Consider the following 26,757-nt stretch of genomic DNA (forward strand, 5'->3'; position numbering starts at 1 on the left):
AAATCCTGCGGGATCAGCTTGGCAACGCCAGCGTTCATCATTATTAGGTCGCCCAGCCGAGGCCGGTTGGCCTATAAATCACGGTGACCGCGATGGTGCTGAAGTTCTGGTCGCGCTGAATGTCGCGGGTTCTAGGAGGATTTTTTCGTGCAAGAGACGGGCGTGCGCAACGGTGCCTTCGGCGCCGACAAGTTTGGTTTAAAGAATCTCAAGCAGGTTCACTGGAACCTCGGTGCGCCGCAACTCTATCAATACTCGCTCACTGCGGGCGAGGCGGTGCTGTCCGCTGACGGCGCACTTTGCGCCGATACCGGCGAGTTCACCGGGCGCAGCCCGAAGGACAAGTTCACGGTGCGTGACGCCACCACCGACAAGAAGATGTGGTGGGCCGGCAACCAGTCGATCACCGCAGAACAGTTCGAGACGCTCTATCAGGACTTCCTCAAGCACGCCGAAGGCAAGAGCCTGTTCGCGCAGGACCTCTATGGCGGCGCCGATCCGGCCTACCGGATCAAGACGCGCGTCTTCACCGAGCTCGCCTGGCACTCGCTGTTCATCCGCACGCTGCTGATTCGCCCCGAGGCGATCGAGCTGCCGACCTTCGTGCCGGAGCTCACCATCATCGACATGCCGAGCTTCCGCGCCGATCCCAAACGTCACGGCTGCAAGTCGGAGAACGTCGTCGCGATCGATTTCGCCCGCAAGATCGTCCTGATCGGTGGTTCCTATTATGCCGGCGAGATGAAGAAGTCGGTCTTCACCACGCTGAACTATTATCTGCCCGAGCGCGGCGTGATGCCGATGCACTGCTCGGCCAATGTCGGCGCCAAGGGCGACGCGGCGATCTTCTTCGGCCTGTCCGGCACCGGCAAGACCACGCTGTCGGCCGATCCGAACCGCACGCTGATCGGCGACGACGAGCACGGCTGGGGCCCGAACGGCGTCTTCAACTTCGAAGGCGGCTGCTACGCCAAGTGCATCAAGCTGTCGCAGGAAGCCGAGCCCGAGATCTTCGCGGCCTCGACCCGCTTCGGCGCGGTGCTCGAGAACTGCGTGCTCGACGAAGACACCCGCGTGGTGGATTTCGACGACGGCTCCAAGACCGAGAACACGCGCTCGGCCTATCCGCTCGACTTCATCCCGAACGCCTCGCGCACCGGCCGCGCGCCGCAGCCGAAGAACGTGGTGATGCTCGCCGCCGACGCCTTCGGCGTGCTGCCGCCGATCGCCAAGCTCTCGCCGGCGCAGGCGATGTATCACTTCCTGTCCGGCTACACCGCGAAGGTCGCCGGCACCGAGCGCGGTCTCGGCAACGAGCCGCAGCCGGAGTTCTCGACCTGCTTCGGCTCGCCCTTCCTGCCGCTCGACCCCAGCGTCTACGGCAACATGCTGCGCGACCTCATCGCCCAGCACAATGTCGATTGCTGGCTGGTCAATACGGGCTGGACCGGCGGCAAGTACGGTGTTGGCTCGCGCATGCCGATCAAGGTGACGCGTGCGCTGCTCACCGCCGCGCTCGACGGCTCGCTTCGCAACGTCGAATTCCGCACCGACAAATATTTCGGCTTCGCGGTCCCGACCGCGCTGCCCGGCGTGCCGGCCGAGATCCTCAACCCGGTCAACACCTGGAAGGACAAGGACGAGTTCGACAAGACCGCCCGCGCGCTGGTCGGCATGTTCCAGAAGAACTTCGCCAAGTTCGAAGCCCAGGTGGATGCCGAGGTGCGCGCCGCCGCGCCGGAGGTGAAGCTCGCGGCTGAGTAAGTTTTCGCAGGACGTGATTGACGAGAAAGGGCGGCTTGATCAGCCGCCCTTTCTTTTACGGCCTGAGCATCGTCAGGCTGCCTAGCCCGTGCATTGCTTGCGATATTCTGCGGGAGTCGCACTCATATGCCTGCGAAATATCCGGTTGAGATGGCTCTGGTCGGAGAATCCGCTCAACAGGGCGATCTCCTTCAGTGCAAGGCGGTCCTTGCGCAGATGTTCGCAGGCGCGCTTCACCTTGCGGGCGAGGACGTACGCGTGCGGGCGCATGCCATAGTGTGCCTGGAATTTGCGGGCGAACTGCACCGGCGTGCAGTTGCAGATGTTGGCCAGTTCGTCGAGCGTGATGTTCCGGGAAATGTTCTGCTCGATATAATCCTCGATCATTCGCGCATGCGCCGGCCTGAAGGGCCCTTGCGCACAGGGCAGCTTGAACCGCACTGAGGCATATTTTCGCAGGATGTGGACGCTCGCCTGAAGTGCCATGGCGTCGTAGCAGAGCCGGCCGCCCGGACCTCCTGCGGAAACCTCCTGCACCATCTGGTCAGCAATCCAGGTCAGGACTGGATCCTCGATCCTGAGCAGATCATGAAGCTCGACGCTTTCGGTATCCCGGTCAAAAGCCTCGCTTGCGGTCTTCGCCATGAGACTAGGCGAGATGTAGAGATGACTGACTTCGATGTCATGGCACCATCGCCAGTTCGAAGCTTCCGCGCGCGTCAGCAGCGTCGTGACGCCGCGGCCGACTTGATCCTGCTTCCAGGATCCGGTCACGCGGCGTTTCATCGCCGTGGTGCCTTCGCGATAGATCACGATCAGAAAGTTATCGGACGGCGGCACCCAGATATCGGATGGCGCATAGCGGAACACGCGCAGCCGAAAATCGGCTTTTCCCACCGCTGAACTGTCCAACATCATTTCGCCGGGAGCATAGCGTGGCAGCTCCTCGACCGTGATGAACTGCCCCATCGCGCGAGCCTCCTCCCTGGAGTTTTGGCATGGTCGACTGCTTGTTGTTCTCATTGGCCGATCGGCAAGGCAGCAGCATAGGCCGGATTTGCCATTTGCCAAGCGAGCTCGGGCGAGGTCGGCGCCGGCCTCCGGCTTCATTCAAAGGATTGTCGGTTTTGTTCAAGCCGGGAACGCAGCCCGCCTCATAGCCTCCCTCGCGTTCCGGGCAAGTGCGGAAGAACGGTGAAAAGCCGCAAGCGCTCGCGGGACCGACAAATGACGCGATGCACGACCATCCGATCACACGACGGGTGGGGAAGGCCGCGCGCTCTGGGAAGACCTAGGAGGGAAAAATGGCAGAAACGGCGACCAAACCCAATGGTAGCAATGGCGCGCATGTAACGGCGAAATTCGACGCGGTGGTTGTTGGAGCCGGCGTCGCCGGGCTCTATCAGCTCTACCGTTTGCGCGAACAGGGATTGAAGGTCAGGGCGATTGACGCGGGCGCAGGCGTCGGCGGCACCTGGTATTGGAATCGCTATCCCGGCGCCCGCTTCGATTCAGAGAGCCACATCTACCAGTATCTGTTCTCCGAGGAGCTCTACAAGGGATGGAGCTGGAGCGAGAAATTCCCCGGCCAGCCGGAAATCGAACGCTGGCTCAACTACATCGCCGACCGCCTCGATCTGCGCAAGGACATCCAGTTCGGGACGATCGTCAAGAGCGCCCATTTCAACGAAGCCACACAGCGCTGGCTGGTCACGACCGACAGGGGTGACGTGATCGACACCCAGTTTCTGATCACCTGTTGCGGCATGCTCTCTGCCCCGCACGTATCGTTTCCGGGACAGGAGACGTTCAAGGGGCAGCTGTTCCACACGGCGCGCTGGCCCAAGGAGCCGGTCGAATTCGGCGGCAAGCGCGTCGGCGTTATCGGCAACGGCGCAACCGGCATCCAGGTCATCCAGACGATCGCCGGCGAGGTCGGTCATCTGAAAGTCTTTGTTCGCACGCCGCAATACATGATTCCGATGAAGAATCCCAAGTACAGCGCGGAAGATGCGGAGGCCTACAAGTCGAAATTCCAGCACCTCACGGAGCGCCTGCCGCATACCTTCACCGGATTCGAATACGATTTCGAGCATGCCTGGGCCGGCCTGACGCCGGAGCGGCGCCGGGAGGTGATCGAGGATTGCTGGAACGACGGCTCCCTGAAGCTATGGATATCGTCCTTCGCCGAGTTGTTCTTCGACGCCGAGGTCAACGCCGAAATCTCGGGCTTCGTGCGCGAGAAGATGCGCGAGCGACTGAAGGATCCAAAGCTGTGCGATGCCTTGATTCCGGCCGACTACGGTTTCGGGACCCATCGGGTGCCACTGGAGCAGAACTTCCTCGAGGCCTTCCATCGCCCCAATGTCGAGATCGTCAGCGTCAAGGCCAATCCGATCGAACGCGTGACACCCACGGGTATCCAGACCGCGGACGGGACGATTCACGAACTCGACGTCATCGTTCTGGCGACTGGATTCGACGCCGGAACCGGCGCGTTGACGCGCATCGATATCAGGGGCCGCGGTGGGCGGTCGCTGAAGGAGGATTGGAGCAAGGATATCCGCACCACGATGGGCCTGCAGGTTCACGGCTATCCGAACCTGTTCACGACTGCGGTGCCGCTGGCTCCGTCGGCCGCGCTCTGTAACATGACCACCTGTCTCCAGCAGCAGGTCGAATGGATCGACGATTGCATCAGGTTCGTGCGTGCGAAGAACCTGACGGTGGTTGAGCCGACCAGGGATACCGAAGACGGATGGGTGGCGCATCACGATGAGATCGCCAATGCGACGCTGATCGCGAAGACCAATTCCTGGTACCTGGGCTCGAACGTCGAAGGCAAACCGCGCCGCGTTCTGTCCTACTGCGGCGGCGTCGGCGCCTACCGGCAGAAATGCAACGAGGTCGCCGCCAGCGGCTACCTGGGCTTCACCATGAACTAAGTGCTCGCGAAGCGCTGCGTCGACGGAATTCATCCAATCCAAACGGGAGGACAACCATGAGCACGAATTTCGGTGCTGCCGCAGACGCCGTTCTCGACGGTGTCGTTACATCCACGCCGCGCGTGCCCGGCGTCGTCGCGATGGTGACGGACCGTTATCGCAACATCTACGAAGGTGCCGCGGGAAAAAAGCGCCTTGACCAGCCCGCCGACATGACGACCGACACCATCTTCGCCATCTTCTCCACGACCAAGGCGATCACCGGCACGGCCGTGCTGCAACTCGTCGAAGAGGGCAAGCTCGATCTCGACGCACCGGCCAAGCGCTACGCGCCGGACATCGGCAAGCTCCAGGTCATCGAGGGCTTTGATGCCGCGGGTGAGCCGATGCTGCGGGCGCCCAAGCGGGACATCACCACGCGGATGCTGATGACGCATACCGCCGGCCTCAGCTACGACTTCATCAACCACACCTACAACCGCCTGGCCGAGGAGAAGGGGCAGCCCAGCGTCATCACCGCTTCCAAAGCCTGCCTGATGACGCCGCTGCTGTTCGATCCCGGCGAGCGTTGGGACTACGGCACCAATCTCGACTGGTGCGGCCAAATCGTCGAGGCCATCGCCGGGCGCCGGCTTGGAGAGGTTTTCAATACGCGCATCTTCGAGCCGCTCGGAATCAAGAGCATGACCTTCGAGCTGACCGACGCCATGCGCAGCAAACTGGCGGGGATCCACGCGCGCGGCGCCGACGGCTCGTTGACGCCGATGGATTTCGAGCTCCCTGCCAAGCCTGAAGTGCATATGGGTGGCCACGGCCTTTACGGCACGGTCGGCGACTACATGCGTTTCATCCGGATGTGGTTGAATGACGGTGCCGGCGAGCATGGCCGCGTGCTGAAGGCGGAGACCGTGCGCATGGCGGAGAAGAATCATCTCGGAGACAAGAAGGTGACACCGATCACCGGCGTCATCCCAGCGCTGTGCAATGATGCCGAGTTCTTCCCGGGCCAATCAAAGTCCTGGGCGCTCTCGTTCATGATCAACGACCAGGAAGCACCCACCGGGCGTCCCGCCGGCGCCCTCGGCTGGGCGGGCCTTGCCAATCTGTTCTATTGGATCGACCGCCAGAACGGGTTCGGCGGGTTCTGGGCCACGCAGATTCTTCCGTTCGGCGATCCAACGTCGTTCATCGGTTACATGAATTTCGAGACGGCGTTTTATCAGAGCCTGAGGCAGCGAATGGCGGGTTAGGAGCCCCGGCAAGAAGGGGACGAGGGGTGGAGAGAGCTCACGCCTTGAAATACGCGATCTGTGTCGAGGTCGCGAGCAGCCGACCGTTCGGCGACCACAGCTCGGCGTTCTGGTCGGCGTAGCTCTTGTGCATGATCTTCGAATCGGCCGTCGCCAGCACGCGCGTGATGTCCTCAGCCGCGAGCTCTTCGCTTTCGGTGTGGAAATAGGTCGTCAGCGACACCGTGCCGAACGGCACCAGCTCGCGCCTTGCGTGGAAGATGCGACCGAAGAAGGCGTCCGACATCGACATCAGCGACAACATGTCGAGCTTGCGCGGCGTGCGGTCGCTGATCCAGATTTTCGAATAGGTGCTGGCGGGCTCGGCCTGCCGCGGGCCGATCCGCATCTCGCCTTCGACGAAGCGAAACTCGTATTGGTTCGCCCAGGACGCCGCGATCTTCGGGAACGGTAGCGTTTCCTCGAACGGCTTTGCGTCGGGATATTGCGCCACCCGGTGCTCCCAGGACGGCCGGCGCTCGGCGAACACCGCGGTGGCGAGCGTTGCGACCTCGCCGCCGCCTTGGCTGAGCTCGACGCTCCAGTGCTGGCTGGAGCGGTTGGCCTTCACGAGCCGCACGTCGAGATCGAACGGCCCCTTGGCGATCGGCGCGCAGTAATTGACGGTGAGGGCGAGCGGGTCGCCGGCGCGTTCCGGATGGTCGATCAGCGCGCGCAAAATGGTCGCGGCGGTGGCGCCGCCGAACGGGCCGACAAAGGCCCAGTAATCGTCGCTGGTGTGCCCCTGCCAGCTCGAGTGGCCGGCAGTGACGCGGGTGGCGTCGTCGAAGGGGTGGGGAAGTTTGGCGTGCATTTTCGTTTCCGTCTGTCATTCCGGGGCGATGCGACGGGACCGCGTAGCGCGGGACCGAGCATCGAACCTGGAAGCTCGAGATTCCGGGTTCGGCTCTGCGAGCCGCCCCGGAATGACGGTCGTCATATCACAGCCATCGCGTGGCTGTGCAATTACCTGTCGGGTAACGCTTCCACGCCGCGGAAAAATCAGCCCGCGGCGTCGCGCAGGTTCGGCAGCAGCGGCGTGGTCGGATTGACCGGCACGTTCCAGATCTCTTCGGCGTATTCGCGGATGGTGCGGTCGGAGGAGAACCACGCCATGCGCGCGACGTTGAGGATGGAGGCGCGCGTCCAGGCCGGCGAGACCAGCCAGCGCGCATCGACGCTGCGCTGCGCCTCGTAATAGGAATCGAAATCGGCGCTGACCATGTAATGGTCGAGATGGCGCAGCGCGTGCGCGATCGATTCAAAGCGGCCGGGATCACCCGGCGAGAACTCGCCGGTGCCGATCGCATTGATGGCGCGCTGCAGCTTCGGTGAATTGCGGATCAGGTCGGAGGCGTCCAGCCCCTGCTTGCGCCGGATCATCACGTCGCCGGCCTCCATGCCGAAGATCGCGATGTTCTCCGCGCCGACATGGTCGCGGATCTCGATATTGGCGCCGTCGAGCGTGCCGATGGTGATGGCGCCGTTGAGCGCCAGCTTCATGTTGCCGGTGCCGGACGCCTCCATGCCCGCGGTCGAGATCTGCTCGGACAGGTCGGCCGCGGGAATGATCACTTCGGCGAGGCTGACATTGTAGTCGGGCAGGAACACCACCTTGAGCTTGCCGCCGATCGTGGGATCGTTGTTCACGACCTCCGCGACGTCGTTGATCAGCTTGATGATCAGTTTTGCGTAGCGGTAGCTCGCGGCGGCCTTGCCCGCGAAGATCTTCACCCGCGGCACCCAATTGCCGGTGGGATCGTCCTTGATCGCCTGGTACAGCGCGACGGTCTCGATGACGTTGAGGAGCTGGCGCTTGTATTCGTGGATGCGCTTGATCTGCACGTCGAACAGCGCGGTCGGGTCGACCTTGATGCCGAGCCGTTCGCCGATCAAGCGCGCCAGCGCGGTCTTGTTGTGAAGCTTGACGCTGCGGAACTTCTTCTGGAATTCGACGTCGCTGGCGCGCGCTTCGATCAGCGAGAGCTGGGTCGGATCGTCGAGCACGGCCTCGCCGCAGGTCTCGCGCAACAGATCGGTCAGCTTCGGGTTCGCCAGCATCAGCCAGCGACGGAAGGTGATGCCGTTGGTCTTGTTGGTGATGCGGCCGGGATAGAGATGGTTGAGGTCGTGGAACACGGTCTCACGCATCAGGTCCGAATGCATGCCCGAGACGCCGTTGATACGGTGCGAGCCGACGAAGGCGAGCTGGCCCATGCGCACACGGCGCCCGCTCTTCTCGTCGATCAGCGAGACCGAGGCGCGGAAGTCGATGTCGCCGGGGCAGCGCGCTTCGGCCAGCGCCAGATGCTGCACGTTGATGCGGTAGATGATCTCGAGATGCCGCGGCAGCAGCCGCTCGAACAGCTCGACCGGCCAGGTCTCCAGCGCCTCGGGCAGCAGCGTGTGGTTGGTGTAGGAGAGGGTGGCGACCGTGATCTTCCAGGCCTCGTCCCAGCGGAAATTGTGCAAATCGACGAGGATCCGCATCAGCTCGGTGACGGCAAGGCTCGGATGGGTGTCGTTGAGCTGCACTGCGACCTTGCTCGACAGGCTGCGCAGCTGGCCGTCGGACGCAAGGTGCCGCTTGACGAGATCCTGGAGCGAGGCCGAGACGAAGAAATATTCCTGGCGCAGGCGCAGCTCGCGGCCTGCCGGGCTCTCGTCGTTCGGATAGAGGAATTTGCAGATCGCTTCCGCGCGCGACTGCTCGGCGGTGGCGCTGACATAGTCGCCCTTGTTGAAGGCGTCGAGCTTGAGTGGATCGGGCGAACGCGCCGACCACAGGCGGAGCGCGTTGACGTGCTGGCCCCGCCAGCCGACAATCGGCGTGTCATAGGCGATCGCCTGCACGGTCTCGCCCGGATGCCAGATCGCGCGGTCGCGGCCCTTGTCGTCGACATGCTCGACGCCGCCGCCGAAAAAGATGTCGTAGATCACCTCGGGGCGCTGCAATTCCCAGGGATTGCCGAAGCTCAGCCATTCGTCGGGATATTCCTGCTGCCAGCCCTGGTTGATGATCTGGCGGAACAGGCCGTAGTCGTAGCGGATGCCGTAGCCGATCGCGGGGATCGACAGCGTTGCCATGCTCTCCATGAAGCAGGCGGCGAGGCGCCCGAGGCCGCCATTGCCGAGCGCGGCGTCCGGCTCGCATTTGCGCAGCTCCGGCAGCGAGACACCGAGATCGCCGAGCGCGACCTCGAAGATCTTGAGCAGGCCCATGTTGTTGAGCGCATCGGTGAAGAGACGGCCGATCAGGAATTCGAGCGAGAGATAATAGACGCGCTTTCGGCCCGCGTCGTAGCTGTGCTTCTCGGCGGTGAGCCAGCGATGCACGACGCGGTCGCGCAGCGCCAGCGCCGCGGCCTGGTACCAGTCGTGCTTGGTCGCCATGCCGGCATCCTTGCCGATGGCAAGGCGCAGCTTCGCCAGGATCGCGCCCTTGATCTCAGCCAGCGCGAGCTCGTCGATCGGCTGGCCGGGGGCGGGAAAACTGGGCTGGAACGATTGATCTTGCAAAGCCGTCACTTCCTGGTCGAACACACCACTAACCCTACGCGTCTTGCCCCTGCACCGGAACTGCCACTGGAGCGGCCGTGCACTGCGCTGGCGCGAATTTATGCAAGGAACGGGCCGATTTGGGAACCCGGGCGAGCACGGAGAAACCCGGGATTCGGTGCTAGATTGCGGATCAATTCAGCCATCAGTGTGGAGGAACATTCCCATGAGACTGCTGACGCGACTGCTGATCGAAATCGCCGCGGCGGCCCTGCTCGTCGTCTGCATCGGTACCCTCAGTGCCGCGTTTGCCGCCGGCAAGCCGGGTCGCAGCGCCGACGGCCTCAGCTGCGGCTTCATGGTCCCGCAGAATGCCTCGCCCGCGGCCCGCTGTGCCGCCATCAAGCGTCAATGCGGCGGCAAGTTCTATGCGAATGCGTGCGGCGACAGGCTGATGTCCGCGGCGAGTTGAGAGGCGGCGACAACGCCAGCGAATCTAGGCCGCCTTCGCCTGCACCGCATCGCAAAACTCGGCGAGACGATCTGCAAGCCGCAGCGTTGCCGGGCTCGCATCCGGCGAGGCCATCAGTGCGACCTCGGTCTTGTTGATCGGCGCAAAACCGTCCTTCGCCGTCAGCACGCGGTGGTCGGACTGGATCGACATTTCCGACAGGATGCTGAGACCCATGCCGGCGGCGACCGCAGCTTGGATGCCGGAGAGGCTCGACGAGGAATAGGCCATGTGCCAGGCGCGGCCGACGCTTTCCAGCGCGTGGATGGCGCCGGCACGGTAGAGGCAGCCGGTCGGAAAACCGATCAGTGGCACCGACGCGGCATGAACATCGACCGGATGGCCCTTGCTGGTGACCCAGTGCACGCGCTCCGGCCAAACCGCAATCGCGCCCTTCTCGCCGGCCGCACGCTTGAATAGCGCAACGTCGAGCTCGCCGCGTTCGAGATCGCGCGCCAGGTGCTTGCTCTGATCGGCGCGCACGTCGAGCCGCAGGCCCGGATGCGAGCGCGAGAACGCGCCCAGTAATTTGGTCAGCCGGTACGCCGCGAAATCTTCGGGGATGCCGAGCCGGATCGCGCCTTCACCGCCAGGCTGGCGCAGCACGTCGCGCGCCTCCTCGGCGAGCGAGAGCAAACGCCGCGCATAGGAGAGCAGCCGCTCGCCGGCCTCGGTCGGGCGCACGGTCTTGCCGTCGCGATGCAACAGCACCTGGCCGATATCGTCCTCCAGCCGCTTGATCTGCTGGCTGACGGTCGACTGCGTGCGGTGGACACGCTCGCCGGCGCGGGTGAAGCCGCCGGCCTCGACCACCGAGACGAAGCTGCGCAGCAGCTCGAGATCGAGCATGGCCGCCTCCATTCGAAAATCCACTGATAGCGAGTTAATCATTTAATTTCCAAATGACAAGCGGGCTCCCTAGATCGAGGCTCAGGAGAATGCCCCCATGTCGCTCGCCCCCTCGATTTCCGTTCCCCGCGCCCGCTTCAACACGCTGCCGTTCGCTATTGGCCTATTCTGCCTGCTCTGGAGCTACGCCTTCGTCGCCGGCAAGATCGGCGTCACCCATTGCCCGCCGCTGATCCTGCTCGCCGCGCGCTTCTCGCTCGCCGGCATTTTGATCCTGGGCGCCACGCTGATCCGCGGCGACTGGTCGTTGTCGTGGCGCGATGCCCTGATCTTCGCCGTGCTTGGAATCGCCAACAACGCGCTTTATCTCGGGCTCGGCTACACCGGCCTCCAATCGGTCTCCGCCGGCCTCGGCGGCCTGATCGTCTCGGCCAATCCGGTCTTCACCGCGGCGCTCGCGACCCTGCTGCTCGGCGAAGACATGACCTGGCGCAAGGCCGGCGGCCTGCTGCTCGGCATCACCGGCGTGACCCTGATCGTCTGGCATCGCCTGTCGGTCGGCACGGATTCCCTGCATGGCATCGTCTTCACGCTGGCTTCGCTCGCCTCGCTCGTTGCCGGCACCATCCTGTTCAAGCTGCTCGCGCCGAAGGGAAGCCTGTGGATCGGCAACGGCGTGCAGAACCTTGCCGCCGGCCTCGTGCTGACGCCGGTCGCGTTCACCTTCGCCGACGTGCATGCGATCGATGTCACGCCGGGCCTGCTCGGCGCCTTCGCCTTCCTCGTGCTCGGCGGCTCGATCCTTGCCTATTGGCTCTGGTTTCATCTCCTGAAAGTGTGCGGCGCCACCGCCGCCAGCGCCTATCATTTCCTGATGCCGCCGCTCGGCATGCTGTTCGCGTATCTCGTCCTTGGTGAGCACGTCGAGGCCCGTGACCTGCTCGGCATCATCCCGGTCGCCCTCGGCATCTATCTGGTGACGCGGCCGGGGAAGGTGGCGTGAGGAAGTCACCACAATCTCAACTGTCATGCCCCGGCTTGACCGGGGCATCCAGTACGCCGCAGCGGTTGTTGTGAGAGCGAGGCGCGCCTAACGCCGGCCTCTGGAATACTGGATCGCCCGGTCAAGCCGGGCGATGACGAGAGGAGAGAGTAGCGCGCGCCTCAGAAATGTACGCGCCCCTCAATCCTTCCTAAAAACGATCGACGCCATCCATCCCGTCATCAGGGCCATCGCGGCGGTGACGAGGCCGTAGATCAGACCGTTCTGCCGGGCGGTGGTGGCGACGAACTGCTCGAAGCCGACCTTGACGATCTCGAACGCGGTCTCGGTCTTGCCGATGAACGCGCCGTTCGCAAACAGCTTGATCTCCACCTCATACGTTCCGATCGGCACCTCCGCGGGCAGCGGGATGCCGGTGCGGAACAGCGTCGGCGTCAGGAACGTGACGGCGCTTGGATCCTCGCGATAGAGCCCGCGCTGGGTGCGCAAGCGAATAAACGCGGACCGAAAAGCGTCGTTCGGCACCACGTCGGCATAATCGCCGCCGACCCGCTGCGTCAGCAGCACGTTGTTCAGCCCGATCTGCTGCCGCCGCGCAATCTCGGGCGAGGTGATCGCGTCGAAGGAGCGGTTGGCGAACAGCGCCAGATAGCTCGGCACCTGCAGGAACTGCCGGTAGTCGGTGTTGATCCAGATGCCGAAGGTGCGCTCCTTGCGCCGCGTCACCATGTCGGCGCGCGGGCCCATCACGGTGACGACGAGATCGTAGGCGGTGCGATCGGCGGGCGACGTCGCGTCCTTCTCGACCGAGCCGAACAGCACCAGCTCCTCGCCGGAATAGTTCGGTGTCACCGTGACGCGGTGGTTGGAGACCGAGACGATCAGCCGCTCGGCGCGCGCGGCGGAGCCGAGCAGCAGGACGAGCAGGAGTGCGAGAGCTGCGCGCATCATCCGCTCACTCCCAACTCGCGGATGGTGAAGAGATCCTCCGGCCGGATCACCAGCTCGATCGCGAAGCGGATTCCGACCGAGAGGATCAGAAGGCCGAGCAGCAGCCGCAGCTGCTCGCCGCGGATCTTCTGCCCGGCGCGGACGCCGAACTGCGCGCCGGTGACGCCGCCGACCATCAGGATCAGCGCCAGCACGGCGTCGACGAGGTGATTGGTCACCGCATGCAGCATGGTCGCGAACAGCATCGTGACGAGCGTCAGGACCATCGAGGTCCCGATCACCGTCGAGGTCGGCACCCTCAACAGATAGATCATGATCGGCACCAGGATGAAACCGCCGCCGATGCCCATGATGGCGCCGATGAAGCCGATCATGATGCCGACGATTACCACGGGGATGACCGAGAGATAGATCTTCGAGCGCTTGAAGCGCATCTTTAGCGGCAGGCCGTGAATCCAATTGTGCGTGCGTCGTGGCGGCAGCGCGCCGCGCCGGGTCCGCATCAGTGCGCGCAGCCCTTCCGAGAACATCAGGCTGCCGACGGTGCCGAGCAGCACCACGTAGGAGAGCGCGATCATCAGATCGAGCTGGCCGAGCGCGCGAAGCTGCGTGAAGGTCCACACGCCGAGCGCCGTGCCGGTGACGCCGCCGCAGAGCAGGACGCTCGCCAGTGCCGGGTCGATCGCGCGCCGCCGCCAATAAGACAGCGCGCCGGAAAAGGAGGAGGCCGCGATATGGCTCGTGACCGAGGCGACCGCGACCGCGGGCGTGATGCCGATGAAGATCAGCAGCGGCGTCATCAGGAAGCCGCCGCCGATTCCGAACATGCCCGAGACGAAGCCGACCGCGGCGCCCATGGCGAGCACCAGGAAGACGTTGACGGGAAGATCGGCGATCGGAAGATAGAGCTGCATCGAAGAACCATACGCCGGCGAGACGGATCGATTGTCGCGGAATGCTCGCGGGAAGGTCGGAACGGTTGCCGCGCCCCTCAATAGCGGAATTCAGAGCCGGGAGGGACCCGGAATTTCGGGCGTGGTGAATGTTGACGAGGGTCGTGAACGAGGCCCCGATCGTTGCGATAACGCGAGATGCGCTCCCTCCCCCGCCTGCGGGGGAGGGTTGGGGAGAGGGTGTCTCCTCTCGCGAGAACCCCCAAGAGGCGAGAGCCCTCACCCGCGTCGCTTCGCTCCGCGACCTCTCCCGCAAGCGGGAGAGGTGCACCGCGCGCGCGGCTCGTTCTGTCTGTCTAAAGCAATTCGCCTTTAATGCGCTGCCGAGGCCGAGCGCTTGGTCGCGACTTGCTTCGGCGCCGGCTTTGCATTCGCTTGCGGCGCGCTGTCCCAGCCGCCGGTGGGCGCCATGACGTTGACGGCGTCGTCGGGCTGCGGCTCGGCGCTGAAGGTCTGGATCGCGAGCTTGGCGGCCGCGAGCGATTGCGGGTCGAGACGCTTGGCGACGTCGTCGCGCTTGCCGGACGCATCCGCGTCACCCTGCGCAGCTGCGAGGCTGAACCATTTGTAGGATTCGGCGAGGTTCTGTTCGACGCCGATGCCGCGGGCATAGAGGATGCCGAGGTTGAACTGGCTGTCGGCAACGCCGCGATCGGCGGCCTTGCGGAACCACAGCGCCGCGCTCTTGTAGTTGGCGCCGCGTCCGCCGCCGTCGGCGTCGAGCACCGCGAGATTGTGCATCGCCTTGGCGTTGCCGCGCTCGGCGGCCTGGGTGTAGTAGCGGCGGGCGATGTCGGCGTCCTTTTTCACGCCGAGGCCCTTCTCGTAGAGCGTGCCGAGGCGGAAGGTCGCGGGCACCACGCCGGCCTGCGCCGCGCGGTCGTACCATTTGGCCGCTTCGTCGTAATTCGTGGCAACACCCTTGCCTTCGGCAAAGCGCAAGCCGATCTCGTAGGCCGCGGTCGCATCGCCCTTCATCGCGGCGGAGCGCAGCACCGGGCCGCCGATGCCGTCGGGCAGTTTTTCGCTCGGCGGCACCTGGATCATGCCGAGCTTGGCGCGGCTCGTGCCCGACAGCGCGCCGGTGACGTCGCTGCTCGCGGCAGGCGGCGGTACGGAGGCCGCCGGCGCCGGCGGAATTTCAACCGAGGCCGAGTTGCCCGAATTGGCGGCGGGAGCCGGCGCGGCGTTGTTCTGGGACTGCCGTCCGATCGGCGTCGGCGAGGTCATCGATGGCGTGACCTGCTCGGGCGTGGCGGGCTTGTTCTCGATCACCGGCGGTGGCGGTGGGGCCTGCGGCGCCGGCTGGCTCAACGTATTGTCCATGGCCTGCGGCGCGGGCGGCGGGCTGCCCTCGAGCAGGTTCATCGCCATCTTGAAGGTGCCGAGCACGATCACGACCACACTCGCGCCGACCAGCAGCGAGCGGATCTTCGAGGTGATGGTCGAGCTGCCGTCCTTGCCCTTGTCCTTGCCGCGATCGGCGCCAGCCTTCGCACCACCCTTGGCGCCGCGCGCCGGCTTTTCCGGCTGCGCGGCGGCGGCCTGGGCGGCGCGGCGGGCGGCCGCGATGAAGCTCGACGACGACACCGGCTCTTTCGGCGCGGCGGGAATGTCGCTGATCGCGCTCTCGGAGGCGGCGATGCGCTCCGACGGCGTGGCGAGGCGTCCACCCGGCCGTGTGCCCGGCTCGAGCGGATGATCCGGCGGCAATTCCGGCGCGAGCGCGGTGCGCGCGGGCGCCGTGTGCGGCTCCAGGATCTCGCTGATCGCGCGCGGTGGCACCGGTGGTGCCGACGGCACCGGCGGCGGCGCGGCGGGGCTAGCAGCGTGGAATTCACGCGGCGCGGCGGAGAAGGCGGCTTGGGCGAAGGCGCCGTAGGCCTGCTGCTGCGCGGCGGGGTTCGGCAGCTCCGGCTTCGGATCGTATTTCGGTTGCTGCTGGGTTTGCGGCCGCGGCTCACGCGCCATCGGCGGCGCGGGCTCCATGGGAGCGGCCATCGGCATGGGCATCGGCTGCGGCGCAGCGGCCGGCGGCGCGGTGCGCACCGCGCGCAGATCGCCCTCGATCATGGAGAGGCGATCGACGACATGGCCGAGCGCGCTATGGACGGCGTCGAGCGAGTCCTGGGTGCTGCGGTTGGTCTCGGCCTGACTGAAGCGGATGTCGGACAGCTCGCGCTTGACCAGATCGACCATTCCGGAATCGGCCGGGGCTGCGGAGCTGCGGCTCTCGGCCAGCGCGGAATAGGTCGCCTGCTGCCGCTCCAGGTGACGCAGGATGTCGTGCAGCCCGTCCTCGACGCGGCTCAAATTGCCGTTGCGCGGATCGGCGGCGGCTTCGATCCGCTCCAGCAAATACGAGACGCGCTGTTCGAGATGCGCAAAGGTCGAGGCCGAATCGTTGCCGACCTGCATGCGGTCGAAGCGGTCCGACAGCGCGCGGATCGCGGATTCCAGGTGCTCGGTGCTCTCGGCCGGCTGAGGCCGCTCGCGCGTTTCCAGCGCCGCGGTGAGCGCCGCAATGCGCTGCTCCAGCACCGCAAAGCTGTCGCCCTGGCCGGAGGCGCGGGTGACCTGGTCGACCTTGGACGACAGCAGCTGCACGTCTTCGGACAGGCGTGCCAACGCTTCGTTGGACGCGACGTTGGAGACGATGCCGCGCAAGGCGGTGATCGCGCCTTCGAGCTGGCGCACCGTCGAGGGATCGTCATTGGCGCGCAAAATCAGGTCGAGCTTGGCGCCGAGATTGCGGATTGCCTCGTCATAACCGGTGAGCTGCTCGGCCGGCGTCAGCGTGCGCAGCACCTGCTTGATGTCGGACAGCGCGTGCTCGATGCCCGACAGGACCTGGCCGTCGGTGCCGTTGGAACGCGTCTCGTCGATCCGGCGGTGCAGCGAGCGGATCTCGTTCTCGATCGATTCGATCGCGCGCCGCGGCATCGCCTCGGTGATGGCGGCGCGGATCTCGGCAAGCTCGCTGCGGAAGGCGTTGATCGCCTGCTCGGTATTGTCGGGGCGCTGCAGCGACTCGATCTGGCTCGTGATCTTGAGCAGATGACGCTCGAGCGCGGAAAAATCCGGCCCCGGCTGCGGTGGCGGCGGAGCATAGGCAGGCGCGGGTGGCGCCATCGGAGGTGCGTAAGGAGCGGCCCAGGGAGCAGCATTGGGCGCGATCGACGGCGCGGCGCGCGGCGGCATTTGCCGCGGCGTGAAGCCGTCGAGCTCGCTCTGCCGCGCGGTGATCTCGGCGACGGCGACGTCGAACGACGCGGGGCTCAGGGGCGGGGAGTTGCGATAGACCTGCGCGGCCGCGCGCTCGACCACATCGGCCTGGCGCTGACGCGTGTCGGCCGGCGCGGGGCGTTGAGCCGGAGGCTGCTGCGGTTGAGGCTGCTGCGGCCGGGAGATTTGCGACAGCCGCGCGTCGAGCCGCGAGATCGCATCGTTGAGCTGGCGCGCGACGCCTTGCTCGCGCGCGACGTCTGGCCGCGAAGGGTCCTGCCGCGACGAATCTTGTCGTGACGAATCCTGTCGTGACGAATCCTGGCGCTGCGCGGGCTTGGAGATCCGTTCGATCTGCTGGGTGATCGCGTCGAGCCGCTGGTGGATGTCGGCGACTTCGCGGCTTTCCTGACTCGGTCCCCGGGTTTGAACGTTCGGGGCTTGCGGACGCTGGTCGTAAGGTTCGCGAAAGTTCGGAGGAGCAGTCTCGCCGAGGGTGGAGTTCAGCCAATCGTTGAGTGACATGCCGGCGCGACGCGCAGCAGCTTCGGCCCGCTCCCTGACGGATGGATCGATGCCGTCAACACTCCACGATACGCGCGAATTCATGACTCTGTCCGGTTCCGACTCCGGCGCCCCACCCGGCGCCTCCAGCCTTCCCTCGCGTGCCGGTTGCAAAGACAATCGGATTTGGCGCGGGTCGTCTGCCTCGAAAACCGACTTTTTCCTGTTACGGTAAATAACGGGTTAAGGAACGCAGGCCCGGTGTCTTAAAGTTGGGCGGGAGGAACTCTGGGGCACGCCGGAAGCGGCGTCATTGCATCCTTCGCGACCTGCCGCCGCCATATACCCGCTGTCATCGCCCGCGAAGGCGGGCGATCCAGTACGCCGCGGCGGCTCGATTCCAGCCGCGCTGCCTCGGAGTACTGGATGCCCCGCTTTCGCGGAGCATGACACCGGTAAATGTGGTGACAGCTTCCTGTCGGGTCGGGCCACCCCTCAGCCCTTCCCCTCGCGCTTGCTCTCCTCCAGCGGCACCACTGTTGCCTTGCCGGTCATCGCCGACAGCGCATCGAGCGCCTCTTCGCAGAAGTCGGCCACCATCTGCTCGTGGCGGGCCCCTAAGCGGAGCAGGAGCAGATTGCCGAGGTCGAGCCGGCCTTCCGCCGTGCCCTCCGGGAAGCGCTTCTTCAGGATGCGTTCGTAATTGGCGTGGCGGTCCCGGTGGTGCTCCAGGCGGGCCATCAGGTCGGTGCGCAGCGGCTCGATGTCGATGCTGTCGAGCGCATGGAGGCGGACGAGGAGATCGTCCTTGGTCGAGGCTGGCGTGCTTGGCCGCGCGGCCCAGTGCCGCAGTGCTGTTCGCCCCTCCGGAGTGAGCGTATAAACCAGCTTGTTGGGCTTGCCCGATTGCACGACCTCGCGGCCCTGGATGTGGCCGCGGTCGCGCAGCTTGGAGAGCTCGCGGTAGATCTGCTGGTGGTCGGCCTTCCAGAAGAAGCCGATCGAGGAGTCGAATGTCTTGGCGAGCTCGTAGCCCGTCATGGGGCGTTCCGTCAGGCATGCGAGGATTGCGTCACCGAGTGCCATGACCGGCCTCCTTCTTCTTCGACCTCGACCAACTCGCTTGACTTTATGCGCATTGGCGCATATGCGTCAATGTGCATATGAGGCGTTCAGGGACGGGTCAAAGATCCGACCCGAAAAACCCAGCGGAATCAACCAGCACGCTACTGTGCATGGGGTTGTTTTCGCGTTTTTTGCCAAGGCCTTTAGGGAGGCACCTGAGAATGACCGGCCTCGACTCCTGGTACGGCTACATGAAGTCCCACGACCGCACCGCGCTCTGGGACCTGCTTCATCCCGACGCTGTCTTCGAAAGCCCTGTTGTGCATTCGCCGCAGCGCGGGCGCGACATCACCTTCAAATACCTTTCCAGCGCCGAGAAGGTGCTCGGCGGCCCCGGCTTCACCTATGTCGGTGAGTGGACGAGCGAGAGCGGCGCCGTGCTCGAATTCAAGACCATGATCGACGGCATCGAGATCAACGGCGTCGACATCATCAGCTTCGACGCCGAGGGACGCATCACGCATTTCAAGGTGATGGTGCGTCCGCTCAAGGCGATCAACATGCTTCACCGCCTGATGGCGGAGCAGTTGGCCGCCCAATCATGACCCTGCCCTGAGGTTGCAGAACCCGCTAAGCTCGCGGGCAAGGCTGCGCCGCTGGACTCACAGACATCACCAAGGCCCATTGCCGGGAGAATCCCATGCCGATCTACAAAGCCCCCGTCGAAGACGTGAACTTCCTGCTCAACGACGTCTTCCAGATCGACCGCTACGACAACCTCGCCGGCTTCTCCGATGCGTCGAGCGACGTGCGTGAAGCCATTCTGGGCGAAGCCGCCAAGCTCGCCGAAGAGGTGCTGCAGCCGCTCAATCGTGTGGGCGATCTCGAAGGCTGCAAGCGCACTGATGACGGCAGCGTCACCACGCCGAAGGGTTTCAAGGACGCGTTCAAGCAGGTCGCCGAAGGCGGCTGGCTCGGGCTGTCGGCGCCGACCGAGTTCGGCGGGCAGGGCCTGCCGGTGACGCTGAGCCAGGCGGTCAACGAATTCCAGATCTCCGCCAACATGGCGTTCTCAATGTATGGCGGCCTCACCATGGGCGCGACCGCCGCGCTGATCGTTCACGGCTCGCCCGAGCAGAAGCAGACCTACGTGCCGAAGATGGTGGCCGGCGAATGGACCGGCACCATGAACCTGACCGAGCCGCATTGCGGCACCGACCTCGGCATGCTCCGCACCAAGGCGGTGCGCCAGGCCGACGGCAGCTTCAAGATCACGGGCACCAAGATCTTCATCTCGGCCGGCGAGCACGACCTCGCCCCGAACATCATCCACCTCGTGCTCGCCCGCATCGAGGGCGCACCCGCGGGCATCAAGGGCGTGTCGCTCTTCGTGGTGCCGAAGTTCCTGGTCAATGCCGACGGCTCGGTGGGTGCGCGCAACGGCGTCGTCTGCGGCTCGATCGAGCACAAGATGGGCATCCACGGCAATTCGACCTGCGTGATGAACTATGACAGCGCCACCGGCTGGCTGATCGGCGAAGAGAACAAGGGCATGCAGGGCATGTTCGTGATGATGAACGAGGCGAGGCTCGGCGTCGCAGTTCAGGGCCTCGCGCAATCCGAGGTCGCCTATCAGAACGCGGTCGCCTATGCGCGCGAGCGCATCCAGGGTCGCTCGCTCACCGGCGTGAAGGCGCCGGACAAGCAGGCCGATCCGATCATCGTGCATCCCGATGTGCGCCGCACGCTGCTCTCGATCCGCGCCTTCAACGAGGCCGCGCGCGCCTTCGTGATGTGGACCGCGCTGAAGAGCGACGTCGCCCACCGCTCGGAAGATCCGAAGGACCGCCAGGCCGCTGACGATCACATGGGCCTGATGACCCCGGTGCTGAAGGGCTTCCTCACCGATTACGGCTTCGCCAACGCGGTGCAGGCGCAGCAGATGTATGGCGGCCACGGCTACATCGCCGAGCAGGGCATGGAGCAGTTCGTGCGCGATGCGCGCATCGCCATGATCTATGAAGGCGCCAATGGCATCCAGGCGCTCGACCTCGTCGGCCGCAAGCTGCCGCGCGACGGCGGCCGCGCTATCATGGCCTTCTTCGGCGAGGTCATGGCCTTCGCCAAGGAGAACGGCGGCGACGAGGCGCTAAAGCCCTTCATCGCGCCGCTCTCGGCCTCGCTCGGCCATCTCCAGCAGGCGACGACCTGGCTGATGCAGAACGCGATGGCGAAACCTGACAATGCCGGCGCCGCCGCAACCGATTACCTGCATCTGTTCGGCTTCGTCGCGCTCGGCTACATGTGGGCGAAGATGGCGAAGGTGACGAATGCCAAGATTGCCGAGAGCGGGGCGACGCCCTATCTCTCCACCAAGCTCGTCACCGGCCGTTTCTTCATGGAGCGGATGCTGCCGGAGACCGCCGCCAATCTCGCGCGCATCCAGGCCGGCTGCGCCACCATCATGGAATTGCCGGCGGAAGCGTTCTGAGGCTGCTTCCGCTGCCTGCTCCCAATCGTATTGAACATCACATCAGGAGGGCGTCATGCCTGAGGCATTCATCTACGACCACGTTCGCACCCCCCGCGGCCGCGGCAAGGCGGACGGTTCGCTGCACGAAGTCACGGCGCTGGCGCTCGCGACCGTGCCGTTGAAGGCGCTGAAGGACCGCAACAATCTGCCTGAGGATTCCGTCGACGACGTCATCCTCGGCGTGGTCGATCCGGTCGGCGAAGCCGGCTCCGACATCGCGCGTTTCGCGGCGCTGAAAGCAGGTCTCGGCGAAGCCGTGCCCGGCGTGCAGATCAGCCGCTTCTGTGCCTCCGGTCTCGATGCCGTGAATTTTGCCGCCGCGCAGGTGATGAGCGGCCAGCATGAGCTCGTGATCGGCGGCGGCGCGGAATCGATGAGCCGCGTCGGCATCGGCGCCTCCGGCGGCGCCTGGCCGATGGATCCCTCGATGGCGGTGCCGGCCTATTTCATGCCGCAGGGCGTCTCGGCCGATCTGATCGCGACCAAATACGGTTTCTCGCGCGATGACGTCGATGCCTACGCCGTGCAGAGCCAGCAGCGTGCGGCGAAGTCCTGGGAGGAAGGCCGCTTCGACAAGTCGATCGTCCCGGTGAAGGACATCAACGGCCTCACCATCCTCGCCAAGGACGAGCATATGCGTCCCTCGACGACGATGCAGTCGCTGGCGCAGCTGCAGCCGTCGTTCACGATGATGGCGCAGATGGGCGGCTTCGACGGTGTCGCACTGCAGTCGCACCCCGAGATCGAGCGCGTCAATTACGTGCACCACGCCGGCAATTCGTCGGGCATCGTCGACGGCGCCGGCGCCATGCTGCTCGGCAGCAAGGACGCGGGTGCCAAGTACGGCCTGAAGCCGCGCGCAAAGATCCGCGCGTTTGCCAATGTCGGCTCGGAGCCGGCGATGATGCTGACCGGTCCGGTCGACGTCACCGAAAAGCTGTTCGCGCGCTCCGGCATGAAGAAGTCGGACATCGATTTGTTCGAGCTCAACGAAGCCTTCGCCTCGGTCGTGCTGCGCTACATCCAGGCCTTCGACATCGACAACGCCAAGATCAACGTCAATGGCGGCGCCATCGCGCTCGGCCATCCGCTTGGTGCGACCGGCGCGATGATCCTCGGCACCGTGCTCGACGAGCTCGAGCGCACCAACAAGTCGACCGCCCTGGTCACGCTGTGCATCGGCGGCGGCATGGGCACCGCGACCATCATCGAGCGGGTCTAAGGGTAGGGAGCAACCAACATGTCGTACAAGAATTTCAAGGTTGAGACCGACGCCGACGGCATCGCGCTCGTTACCTGGGACATCCCGGGCCGTTCGATGAACGTGCTCGATGAGACCTCGACCAACGAGCTCGACGCGATCGTCAAGGCGACCACCGCGGATGCCGCGGTGAAGGGCGTCGTCATTACCTCCGCCAAGGAAGCGTTCTGCGCCGGCGCCGACCTGTCGATGCTCGAGGGCATGAACCAGGCCTATGCCAAGGTCTTCAAGGAGCAGGGCGAGACCGCGGCGAACCAGATGCTGTTCGACCAGAGCCGACGCTTCTCGCTGGTGCTGCGCTCGATCGAAACATCAGGCAAGCCATGGGCGGCTGCGATCAACGGGCTCGCGCTCGGCGGCGGTTTCGAGATCACGCTGTGCTGCCACTATCGCGTCGCCGCGGAGAATCCCAAGACCCGGCTCGGCCTGCCCGAGGTCAAGGTCGGCCTGTTCCCGGGCGCCGGTGGTACGCAGCGCGTGCCGCGCCTGGTGCCGCCGCAGGACGCGATGACGATCCTGCTCAAGGGCGATCCTGTCACGATCGACAAGGCCAAGGCGCTGAACCTGATCCACGCCATCGTGCCGGCCGCCGAACTCATCAAGGCCGCGAAGGACTGGATCAAGGGTGGCGGCAAGGCGATCGCGCCCTGGGACGAGAAGGGCTTCAAGCTGCCCGGCGGCCCGGTGTTCTCCAAGGCCGGCATGATGATGTTCCCGGCCGGCAACGCGATCTATCGCCGCGAGACCTACGACAATTATCCGGCCGCACGCGCCATCATGAGCTGCGTCTATGAAGGCCTGCAGTTGCCGATCGACGCCGCGTTGCGCGTCGAGTCGCGTTACTTCACCTCGGTGCTGCGCTCGAAGGAAGCGGCCGCGATGATCCGCAGCCTGTTCCTGTCGATGCAGGAGCTGAACAAGGGTGCGCGCCGTCCGAAGGACGTGCCCGCAACCAAGGTGAAGAAGATTGCCGTGATCGGCGCAGGCTTCATGGGCGCGAGCGTCGGCTACGTCTCGGCCCGTGCCGGTCTCGACGTCGTCCTGATCGACCGCGACCAGGAGAGCGCCGACAAGGGCAAGGCCCATGCGCAGAAGGTGATCGAGGAGCAGATCAAGAAGGGCCGCGCCAAGCCTGATGACGCCGAGAAGCTGCTCGCGCGCATCACGACGACCGCGGACTATGCGGCGCTGAAGGACGTCGACCTCGTCATCGAGGCCGTGTTCGAGGACCGCAAGGTCAAGGCCGATACCTTCGCCAAGGCGCAGGAGCATATGAAGCCCGACGTGATCTTCGCGTCGAACACCTCGACGTTGCCGATCACCTCGCTGGCTGAATCGTTCAAGGATCAGGGCAAGTTCGTCGGCATCCACTTCTTCTCGCCGGTCGAGAAGATGATGCTGGTCGAGATCATCAAGGGCAAGAACACCGGCGACCTCGCGCTCGCGACTGCGCTCGACTACGTCCGGCAGATCGGCAAGACGCCGATCGTCGTCAACGACTCCCGCGGCTTCTTCGCCAATCGCTGCGTCGGCCGCTATGTCGCCGAAGGCAACGAGATGTTCCTCGAGGGTGTGCCGCCGGCGATGATCGAGAACTGCGCCAAGATGGCCGGCATGCCGGTCGGCCCGCTCTCGCTCTCGGACGAAGTCGCGCTCGACCTCGGCCTCAAGATCATGAAGGCGACGGAGGCCGATCTCGGCCCCAACGCCATCAATCCCGATCAGAAGAAGCTGATGGTGGAGATGGTCGAGAAGCAGGGCCGGCTCGGCCGCAAGAACAGCAAGGGCTTCTACGACTACCCTGAAAAGGGAAAGGGCCAGAAGAGCCTGTGGCCGGGCCTCTCTGCCTTGCAGCCGAAGCAACTCGACCCCGACACGCTCGATATCGAGGAGCTGAAGCAGCGCTTCCTGGTAGTGCAGGCGGTGGAAGCCGCGCGCACGGTCGAGGACCATGTCATCACCGATCCGCGCGAGGCCGATGTCGGCTCCATCCTCGGCTTCGGCTTCGCGCCGTTCACCGGCGGCACGCTGTCCTATATCGACTTCATGGGCACGAAGAAGTTCGTCGAGCTTTGCCACAAGCTGGAAGCGAAGTACGGCTCGCGCTTCACGCCGCCGAAGCTGCTCGAAGAGATGGCGGCGAAGGGCGAAACTTTCTACGGCCGCTTCGCGCCGAAGAAAGCGGCGGCCTGACGAGAAGCCTGTAGCCCGGATGGAGCGTAGCGAAATCCGGGAACAGTTTTTCAACTCGCGAGAGCACCCCGGATTACGCTTGCGCTCCATCCGGACTACGCAGAAACAAAAGGCCGGATCGTCGATCCGGCCTTTCTATTTGCAGTCGCGAATGGCGAGAAAACGCCGCTCCAAATCCCCCCCAGCCTCGCTCACTCCGCCCTGGCACCGCTCTTGCTGACGATCCATCGGATGGCTCGTTAGCATTAAAGGTGTCCCGCAATGATCCCCACGGTGTTTCAAGACAGCGCAGCCGGCGCCGTAAGATACGCCCCCCTCTTGCGGCTGGGGCAGCCGTGGTCGCGCCGCAGGCTTCTCCGGCGGCGCAGAAAAATCCCCTCCTGGGTCGGCCTGGCGCTACTCGTTCTCTTCATCGACATGGCGATGGCCGTGCTTGCCTGGGTCGCCGTCGACGTCGTCCTGCATTGAGAGCTCGCCTCTGTGCACAAAGTGCGTCGCCGCCAAATAGGCGACCTGGCCGGCAATCAGGCAGCCGACGACGATGGGAATGCCCGTCCAAAATCCGAAGCCCGAGGTCTGAAGGACCGTTGCGACGAGGATCGCGGTCGCTGGCGAGACCAGCAACAGACTCCAGACTCGGAAGAAGAGTCCCGCCGTCAAGCCGGTGATCGTGCTCGCAAGCAAGAGGAGGAGTACGGTTGTCACGAGAGCTTCCCAGTTCAGGCCGCATCGCGGTAGATGGCTGAAATTGAGCCAACTGGATTGCTCTCACAACGATGGTGATCTCTGCCGCGCACACAAGGCGGAGTTATTGTTAACTCCGACAATGCTCGTAAAATTGATGCCCAGGACCTCGCGAAGGTCCGGGCTTCCGCAACCGGTTCAAGCAAAAAGAGCCGGATCGTCGATCCGGCTCTTCGTCGTCTCGACTGTCGTGCGCTGGTCTTACTTCGCCTGCGCGAGGCCTTCCTTCTTCAGCGCTTCCTGCACCTGCGGCCGCGCCTCGACGCGGGCCTTGTAGGCGGCAAGGTTCGGCATCGCCGAGAGGTCGAACTTCATCCGCTCGCCCCAGGTCAGCATCGTGAACAGATAGCCGTCGGCGACCGTGAACTGCTTGCCCATGAGGTAGTCGCGGCCGGCGAGCTGGCTGTCGATATATTTCAGCTTGCCCATGACGCGATCTTTGAAGAATGCCTTGGCCTCGTCGTTCAGGGCCGGCGCGAACATCGGACCGAAGCTCTTGTGCACCTCCGAGGTAAGGAAATTCAGCCATTCGAGCAGCTTGTAGCGCTCGGAACTGCCATGGGCGGGCGCCAGTGCCTTGCTTGATGCCTGATCGGCGATCATCTGGACAATCACCGGGCCTTCGGTCACGATCTCACCGCTGTCGAGGCCCAGCGCAGGGACCTGGCCCTTGGGGTTCAGCTTCAGATAATCCTCACCATTTTCGAGCTTCTTGGCCCGGATATCGACCTTGACCAGTTCGTAGGGCAGGCCGGCTTCCAGGAGCGCGATGTGGGGGGACAGCGAGCAGGCACCGGGCGAATAGTACAGTTTCATGGAATTTCCTCCTCTTGACGCTTGGTTCGGCGGAAAGAACAACTACATGCAGCTGCTTGTAACAGTCAATATTGATGCAGCTGCATCAAATGGGGTAAGAGACGGGCGACGAGCTTGAGCGGGACCATGAAACGCAAACCATCGACCGAGGCGACTTCCGCCTGGATCCGCCTGATGCGGGTGCAGAGCCGCGTGCTCGATTGCGTCGAGCAGGATCTGAAGAAGGCCGGCTTCCCGCCGCTGGCATGGTATGATGCGCTGCTCGAATTGTCGCGGGCTCCCTCGGGCGAGCTAAGGCCGGTGGAACTCGAACGGCAGATGCTGATCCCGCAATATTCCACCTCGCGCCTGATCGACCGCCTGGTCGACGAGGGCCTCGCTTCGCGGCGCGAATGCAAGATCGACAAGCGCGGCCAGTTCGTCGAGATCACCGAAGCCGGCCGCGAGCTGCAGAAGCGGATGTGGAGCGCCTATTCGGCTGCGATCGAGAAATATGTCGGTTCAAAACTATCCGACGCAGATGCCGTCAAGCTCAGCGGTCTGCTCGATCGCCTGGGCTGCTCGTGCGGCGAGATGAAACTGCCGCCCGTCGCCAACGTCAACGAAACCTCGCCGTCGCGATGATCGCGCGGCACACCAGCTCGTCCGTGCGC

At 64.6% G+C, this 26,757-nt stretch carries 20 protein-coding genes; 10 read left to right on the forward strand and 10 right to left on the reverse strand.

Going from position 1 to position 26,757, the window contains the following annotated elements; genetic code table 11:
* Window positions 1-147: 147 nt before the first annotated feature.
* Window positions 148-1,764 (forward strand): phosphoenolpyruvate carboxykinase, encoded by a 1,617-nt coding sequence (locus RAD10_RS26535; RefSeq protein ID WP_461619816.1) that lies wholly within the window; start codon window positions 148-150, stop codon window positions 1,762-1,764.
* Between the two features lie 81 nt (window positions 1,765-1,845).
* On the opposite strand, the gene RAD10_RS26540 is transcribed toward RAD10_RS26535, so the two are convergent.
* Window positions 1,846-2,874, reverse strand: coding sequence for a helix-turn-helix domain-containing protein (locus RAD10_RS26540; RefSeq protein ID WP_461619817.1), 1,029 nt, complete (start codon window positions 2,872-2,874; stop codon window positions 1,846-1,848).
* Window positions 2,875-3,068: 194 nt separating this feature from the next.
* Here RAD10_RS26540 and RAD10_RS26545 point away from each other — a divergent pair, with 194 nt between their 5' ends.
* Both RAD10_RS26545 and acmB read left to right on the forward strand, forming a co-directional pair.
* Window positions 3,069-4,709, forward strand: coding sequence for a flavin-containing monooxygenase (locus tag RAD10_RS26545; protein WP_461619818.1), 1,641 nt, complete (start codon window positions 3,069-3,071; stop codon window positions 4,707-4,709).
* 56 nt (window positions 4,710-4,765) lie between these two features.
* The gene (acmB, locus tag RAD10_RS26550) at window positions 4,766-5,959 is read left to right on the forward strand and encodes a methyl acetate hydrolase AcmB (protein ID WP_461619819.1); all 1,194 of its coding nucleotides are present in this window, start codon (window positions 4,766-4,768) and stop codon (window positions 5,957-5,959) included.
* Window positions 5,960-5,996: 37 nt separating this feature from the next.
* On the opposite strand, the gene RAD10_RS26555 is transcribed toward acmB, so the two are convergent.
* Together RAD10_RS26555 and RAD10_RS26560 are read right to left on the reverse strand one after the other, a co-directional pair.
* The gene (locus tag RAD10_RS26555; RefSeq protein WP_461619820.1) at window positions 5,997-6,812 is read right to left on the reverse strand and encodes an acyl-CoA thioesterase; all 816 of its coding nucleotides are present in this window, start codon (window positions 6,810-6,812) and stop codon (window positions 5,997-5,999) included.
* Between the two features lie 188 nt (window positions 6,813-7,000).
* On the reverse strand, window positions 7,001-9,517 hold the full coding sequence (locus RAD10_RS26560) for a glycogen/starch/alpha-glucan phosphorylase (protein ID WP_461619821.1): 2,517 nt from the start codon (window positions 9,515-9,517) through the stop codon (window positions 7,001-7,003).
* Between the two features lie 205 nt (window positions 9,518-9,722).
* Between RAD10_RS26560 and RAD10_RS26565 the strand changes: the two genes are divergently transcribed.
* Complete coding sequence (locus RAD10_RS26565; protein ID WP_461619822.1) at window positions 9,723-9,968, forward strand: hypothetical protein; 246 nt, start codon at window positions 9,723-9,725, stop codon at window positions 9,966-9,968.
* Between the two features lie 24 nt (window positions 9,969-9,992).
* Here RAD10_RS26565 and RAD10_RS26570 read toward each other — a convergent pair whose 3' ends face one another.
* Window positions 9,993-10,856, reverse strand: coding sequence for a LysR family transcriptional regulator (locus tag RAD10_RS26570; protein ID WP_461619823.1), 864 nt, complete (start codon window positions 10,854-10,856; stop codon window positions 9,993-9,995).
* A 97-nt stretch (window positions 10,857-10,953) separates the two neighbouring features.
* On the opposite strand from RAD10_RS26570, the gene RAD10_RS26575 reads away from it, so the two are divergent.
* On the forward strand, window positions 10,954-11,859 hold the full coding sequence (locus tag RAD10_RS26575; protein ID WP_461619824.1) for a DMT family transporter: 906 nt from the start codon (window positions 10,954-10,956) through the stop codon (window positions 11,857-11,859).
* Window positions 11,860-12,039: 180 nt separating this feature from the next.
* Here the strand turns inward: RAD10_RS26575 and RAD10_RS26580 are convergent, their stop codons facing one another.
* From RAD10_RS26580 to RAD10_RS26595, 4 genes are all read right to left on the reverse strand, one after another.
* Window positions 12,040-12,810 carry a TIGR02186 family protein gene (locus tag RAD10_RS26580; RefSeq protein ID WP_461619825.1) on the reverse strand — a complete coding sequence of 257 codons (771 nt, stop codon included), beginning with the start codon at window positions 12,808-12,810 and terminating at the stop codon, window positions 12,040-12,042.
* The gene (locus tag RAD10_RS26585) at window positions 12,807-13,724 is read right to left on the reverse strand and encodes a sulfite exporter TauE/SafE family protein (protein ID WP_461619826.1); all 918 of its coding nucleotides are present in this window, start codon (window positions 13,722-13,724) and stop codon (window positions 12,807-12,809) included. Before RAD10_RS26585 ends, RAD10_RS26580 begins: the two co-directional genes overlap by 4 nt.
* A 351-nt stretch (window positions 13,725-14,075) precedes the next feature.
* Window positions 14,076-17,597: a tetratricopeptide repeat protein gene (locus tag RAD10_RS26590; protein ID WP_461619827.1), complete on the reverse strand. Its 3,522-nt coding sequence runs from the start codon at window positions 17,595-17,597 to the stop codon at window positions 14,076-14,078.
* A 390-nt stretch (window positions 17,598-17,987) separates the two neighbouring features.
* Window positions 17,988-18,578, reverse strand: a complete 591-nt coding sequence (locus tag RAD10_RS26595; protein WP_461619828.1) for a PadR family transcriptional regulator — start codon at window positions 18,576-18,578, stop codon at window positions 17,988-17,990.
* Between the two features lie 200 nt (window positions 18,579-18,778).
* On the opposite strand from RAD10_RS26595, the gene RAD10_RS26600 reads away from it, so the two are divergent.
* The 4 genes from RAD10_RS26600 to RAD10_RS26615 all read left to right on the forward strand — a co-directional run bounded on the left by RAD10_RS26600 (window position 18,779) and on the right by RAD10_RS26615 (window position 24,544).
* A complete protein-coding gene (locus tag RAD10_RS26600) occupies window positions 18,779-19,162 on the forward strand; it encodes a nuclear transport factor 2 family protein (protein WP_461619829.1) in 384 nt (127 codons plus the stop codon).
* A 95-nt stretch (window positions 19,163-19,257) separates the two neighbouring features.
* A complete protein-coding gene (locus tag RAD10_RS26605) occupies window positions 19,258-21,048 on the forward strand; it encodes an acyl-CoA dehydrogenase C-terminal domain-containing protein (protein WP_461619830.1) in 1,791 nt (596 codons plus the stop codon).
* Between the two features lie 55 nt (window positions 21,049-21,103).
* Entirely contained in the window at window positions 21,104-22,312 is a 1,209-nt protein-coding gene (locus RAD10_RS26610) for an acetyl-CoA C-acetyltransferase (RefSeq protein WP_461619831.1), read from the forward strand.
* An 18-nt stretch (window positions 22,313-22,330) separates the two neighbouring features.
* Entirely contained in the window at window positions 22,331-24,544 is a 2,214-nt protein-coding gene (locus tag RAD10_RS26615; protein WP_461619832.1) for an FAD-dependent oxidoreductase, read from the forward strand.
* Window positions 24,545-24,940: 396 nt separating this feature from the next.
* On the opposite strand, the gene RAD10_RS26620 is transcribed toward RAD10_RS26615, so the two are convergent.
* Both RAD10_RS26620 and gstA read right to left on the reverse strand, forming a co-directional pair.
* Entirely contained in the window at window positions 24,941-25,249 is a 309-nt protein-coding gene (locus tag RAD10_RS26620) for a hypothetical protein (RefSeq protein WP_461619833.1), read from the reverse strand.
* A 240-nt stretch (window positions 25,250-25,489) separates the two neighbouring features.
* The gene (gene gstA / locus RAD10_RS26625; RefSeq protein ID WP_104465891.1) at window positions 25,490-26,104 is read right to left on the reverse strand and encodes a glutathione transferase GstA; all 615 of its coding nucleotides are present in this window, start codon (window positions 26,102-26,104) and stop codon (window positions 25,490-25,492) included.
* Between the two features lie 126 nt (window positions 26,105-26,230).
* Between gstA and RAD10_RS26630 the strand changes: the two genes are divergently transcribed.
* Window positions 26,231-26,728, forward strand: coding sequence for a MarR family winged helix-turn-helix transcriptional regulator (locus tag RAD10_RS26630; protein WP_018316363.1), 498 nt, complete (start codon window positions 26,231-26,233; stop codon window positions 26,726-26,728).
* The last annotated feature ends 29 nt before the right edge of the window (window positions 26,729-26,757 follow it).

Source organism: Bradyrhizobium sp. 23AC (assembly GCF_054863025.1).

Coding starts and splice junctions, on each gene's coding strand:
- RAD10_RS26605 (WP_461619830.1), top strand. CDS start 19,258: ATGCCGATCTACAAAGCCCCCGTCGAAGACGTGAACTTCCTGCTCAAC.
- RAD10_RS26575 (WP_461619824.1), top strand. CDS start 10,954: ATGTCGCTCGCCCCCTCGATTTCCGTTCCCCGCGCCCGCTTCAACACG.
- RAD10_RS26565 (WP_461619822.1), top strand. CDS start 9,723: ATGAGACTGCTGACGCGACTGCTGATCGAAATCGCCGCGGCGGCCCTG.
- RAD10_RS26610 (WP_461619831.1), top strand. CDS start 21,104: ATGCCTGAGGCATTCATCTACGACCACGTTCGCACCCCCCGCGGCCGC.
- RAD10_RS26545 (WP_461619818.1), top strand. CDS start 3,069: ATGGCAGAAACGGCGACCAAACCCAATGGTAGCAATGGCGCGCATGTA.
- RAD10_RS26590 (WP_461619827.1), bottom strand. CDS start 17,597: ATGAATTCGCGCGTATCGTGGAGTGTTGACGGCATCGATCCATCCGTC.
- acmB (WP_461619819.1), top strand. CDS start 4,766: ATGAGCACGAATTTCGGTGCTGCCGCAGACGCCGTTCTCGACGGTGTC.
- RAD10_RS26540 (WP_461619817.1), bottom strand. CDS start 2,874: ATGAAGCCGGAGGCCGGCGCCGACCTCGCCCGAGCTCGCTTGGCAAAT.
- RAD10_RS26615 (WP_461619832.1), top strand. CDS start 22,331: ATGTCGTACAAGAATTTCAAGGTTGAGACCGACGCCGACGGCATCGCG.
- RAD10_RS26600 (WP_461619829.1), top strand. CDS start 18,779: ATGACCGGCCTCGACTCCTGGTACGGCTACATGAAGTCCCACGACCGC.
- gstA (WP_104465891.1), bottom strand. CDS start 26,104: ATGAAACTGTACTATTCGCCCGGTGCCTGCTCGCTGTCCCCCCACATC.
- RAD10_RS26630 (WP_018316363.1), top strand. CDS start 26,231: ATGAAACGCAAACCATCGACCGAGGCGACTTCCGCCTGGATCCGCCTG.
- RAD10_RS26570 (WP_461619823.1), bottom strand. CDS start 10,856: ATGCTCGATCTCGAGCTGCTGCGCAGCTTCGTCTCGGTGGTCGAGGCC.
- RAD10_RS26595 (WP_461619828.1), bottom strand. CDS start 18,578: ATGGCACTCGGTGACGCAATCCTCGCATGCCTGACGGAACGCCCCATG.
- RAD10_RS26580 (WP_461619825.1), bottom strand. CDS start 12,810: ATGATGCGCGCAGCTCTCGCACTCCTGCTCGTCCTGCTGCTCGGCTCC.
- RAD10_RS26555 (WP_461619820.1), bottom strand. CDS start 6,812: ATGCACGCCAAACTTCCCCACCCCTTCGACGACGCCACCCGCGTCACT.
- RAD10_RS26585 (WP_461619826.1), bottom strand. CDS start 13,724: ATGCAGCTCTATCTTCCGATCGCCGATCTTCCCGTCAACGTCTTCCTG.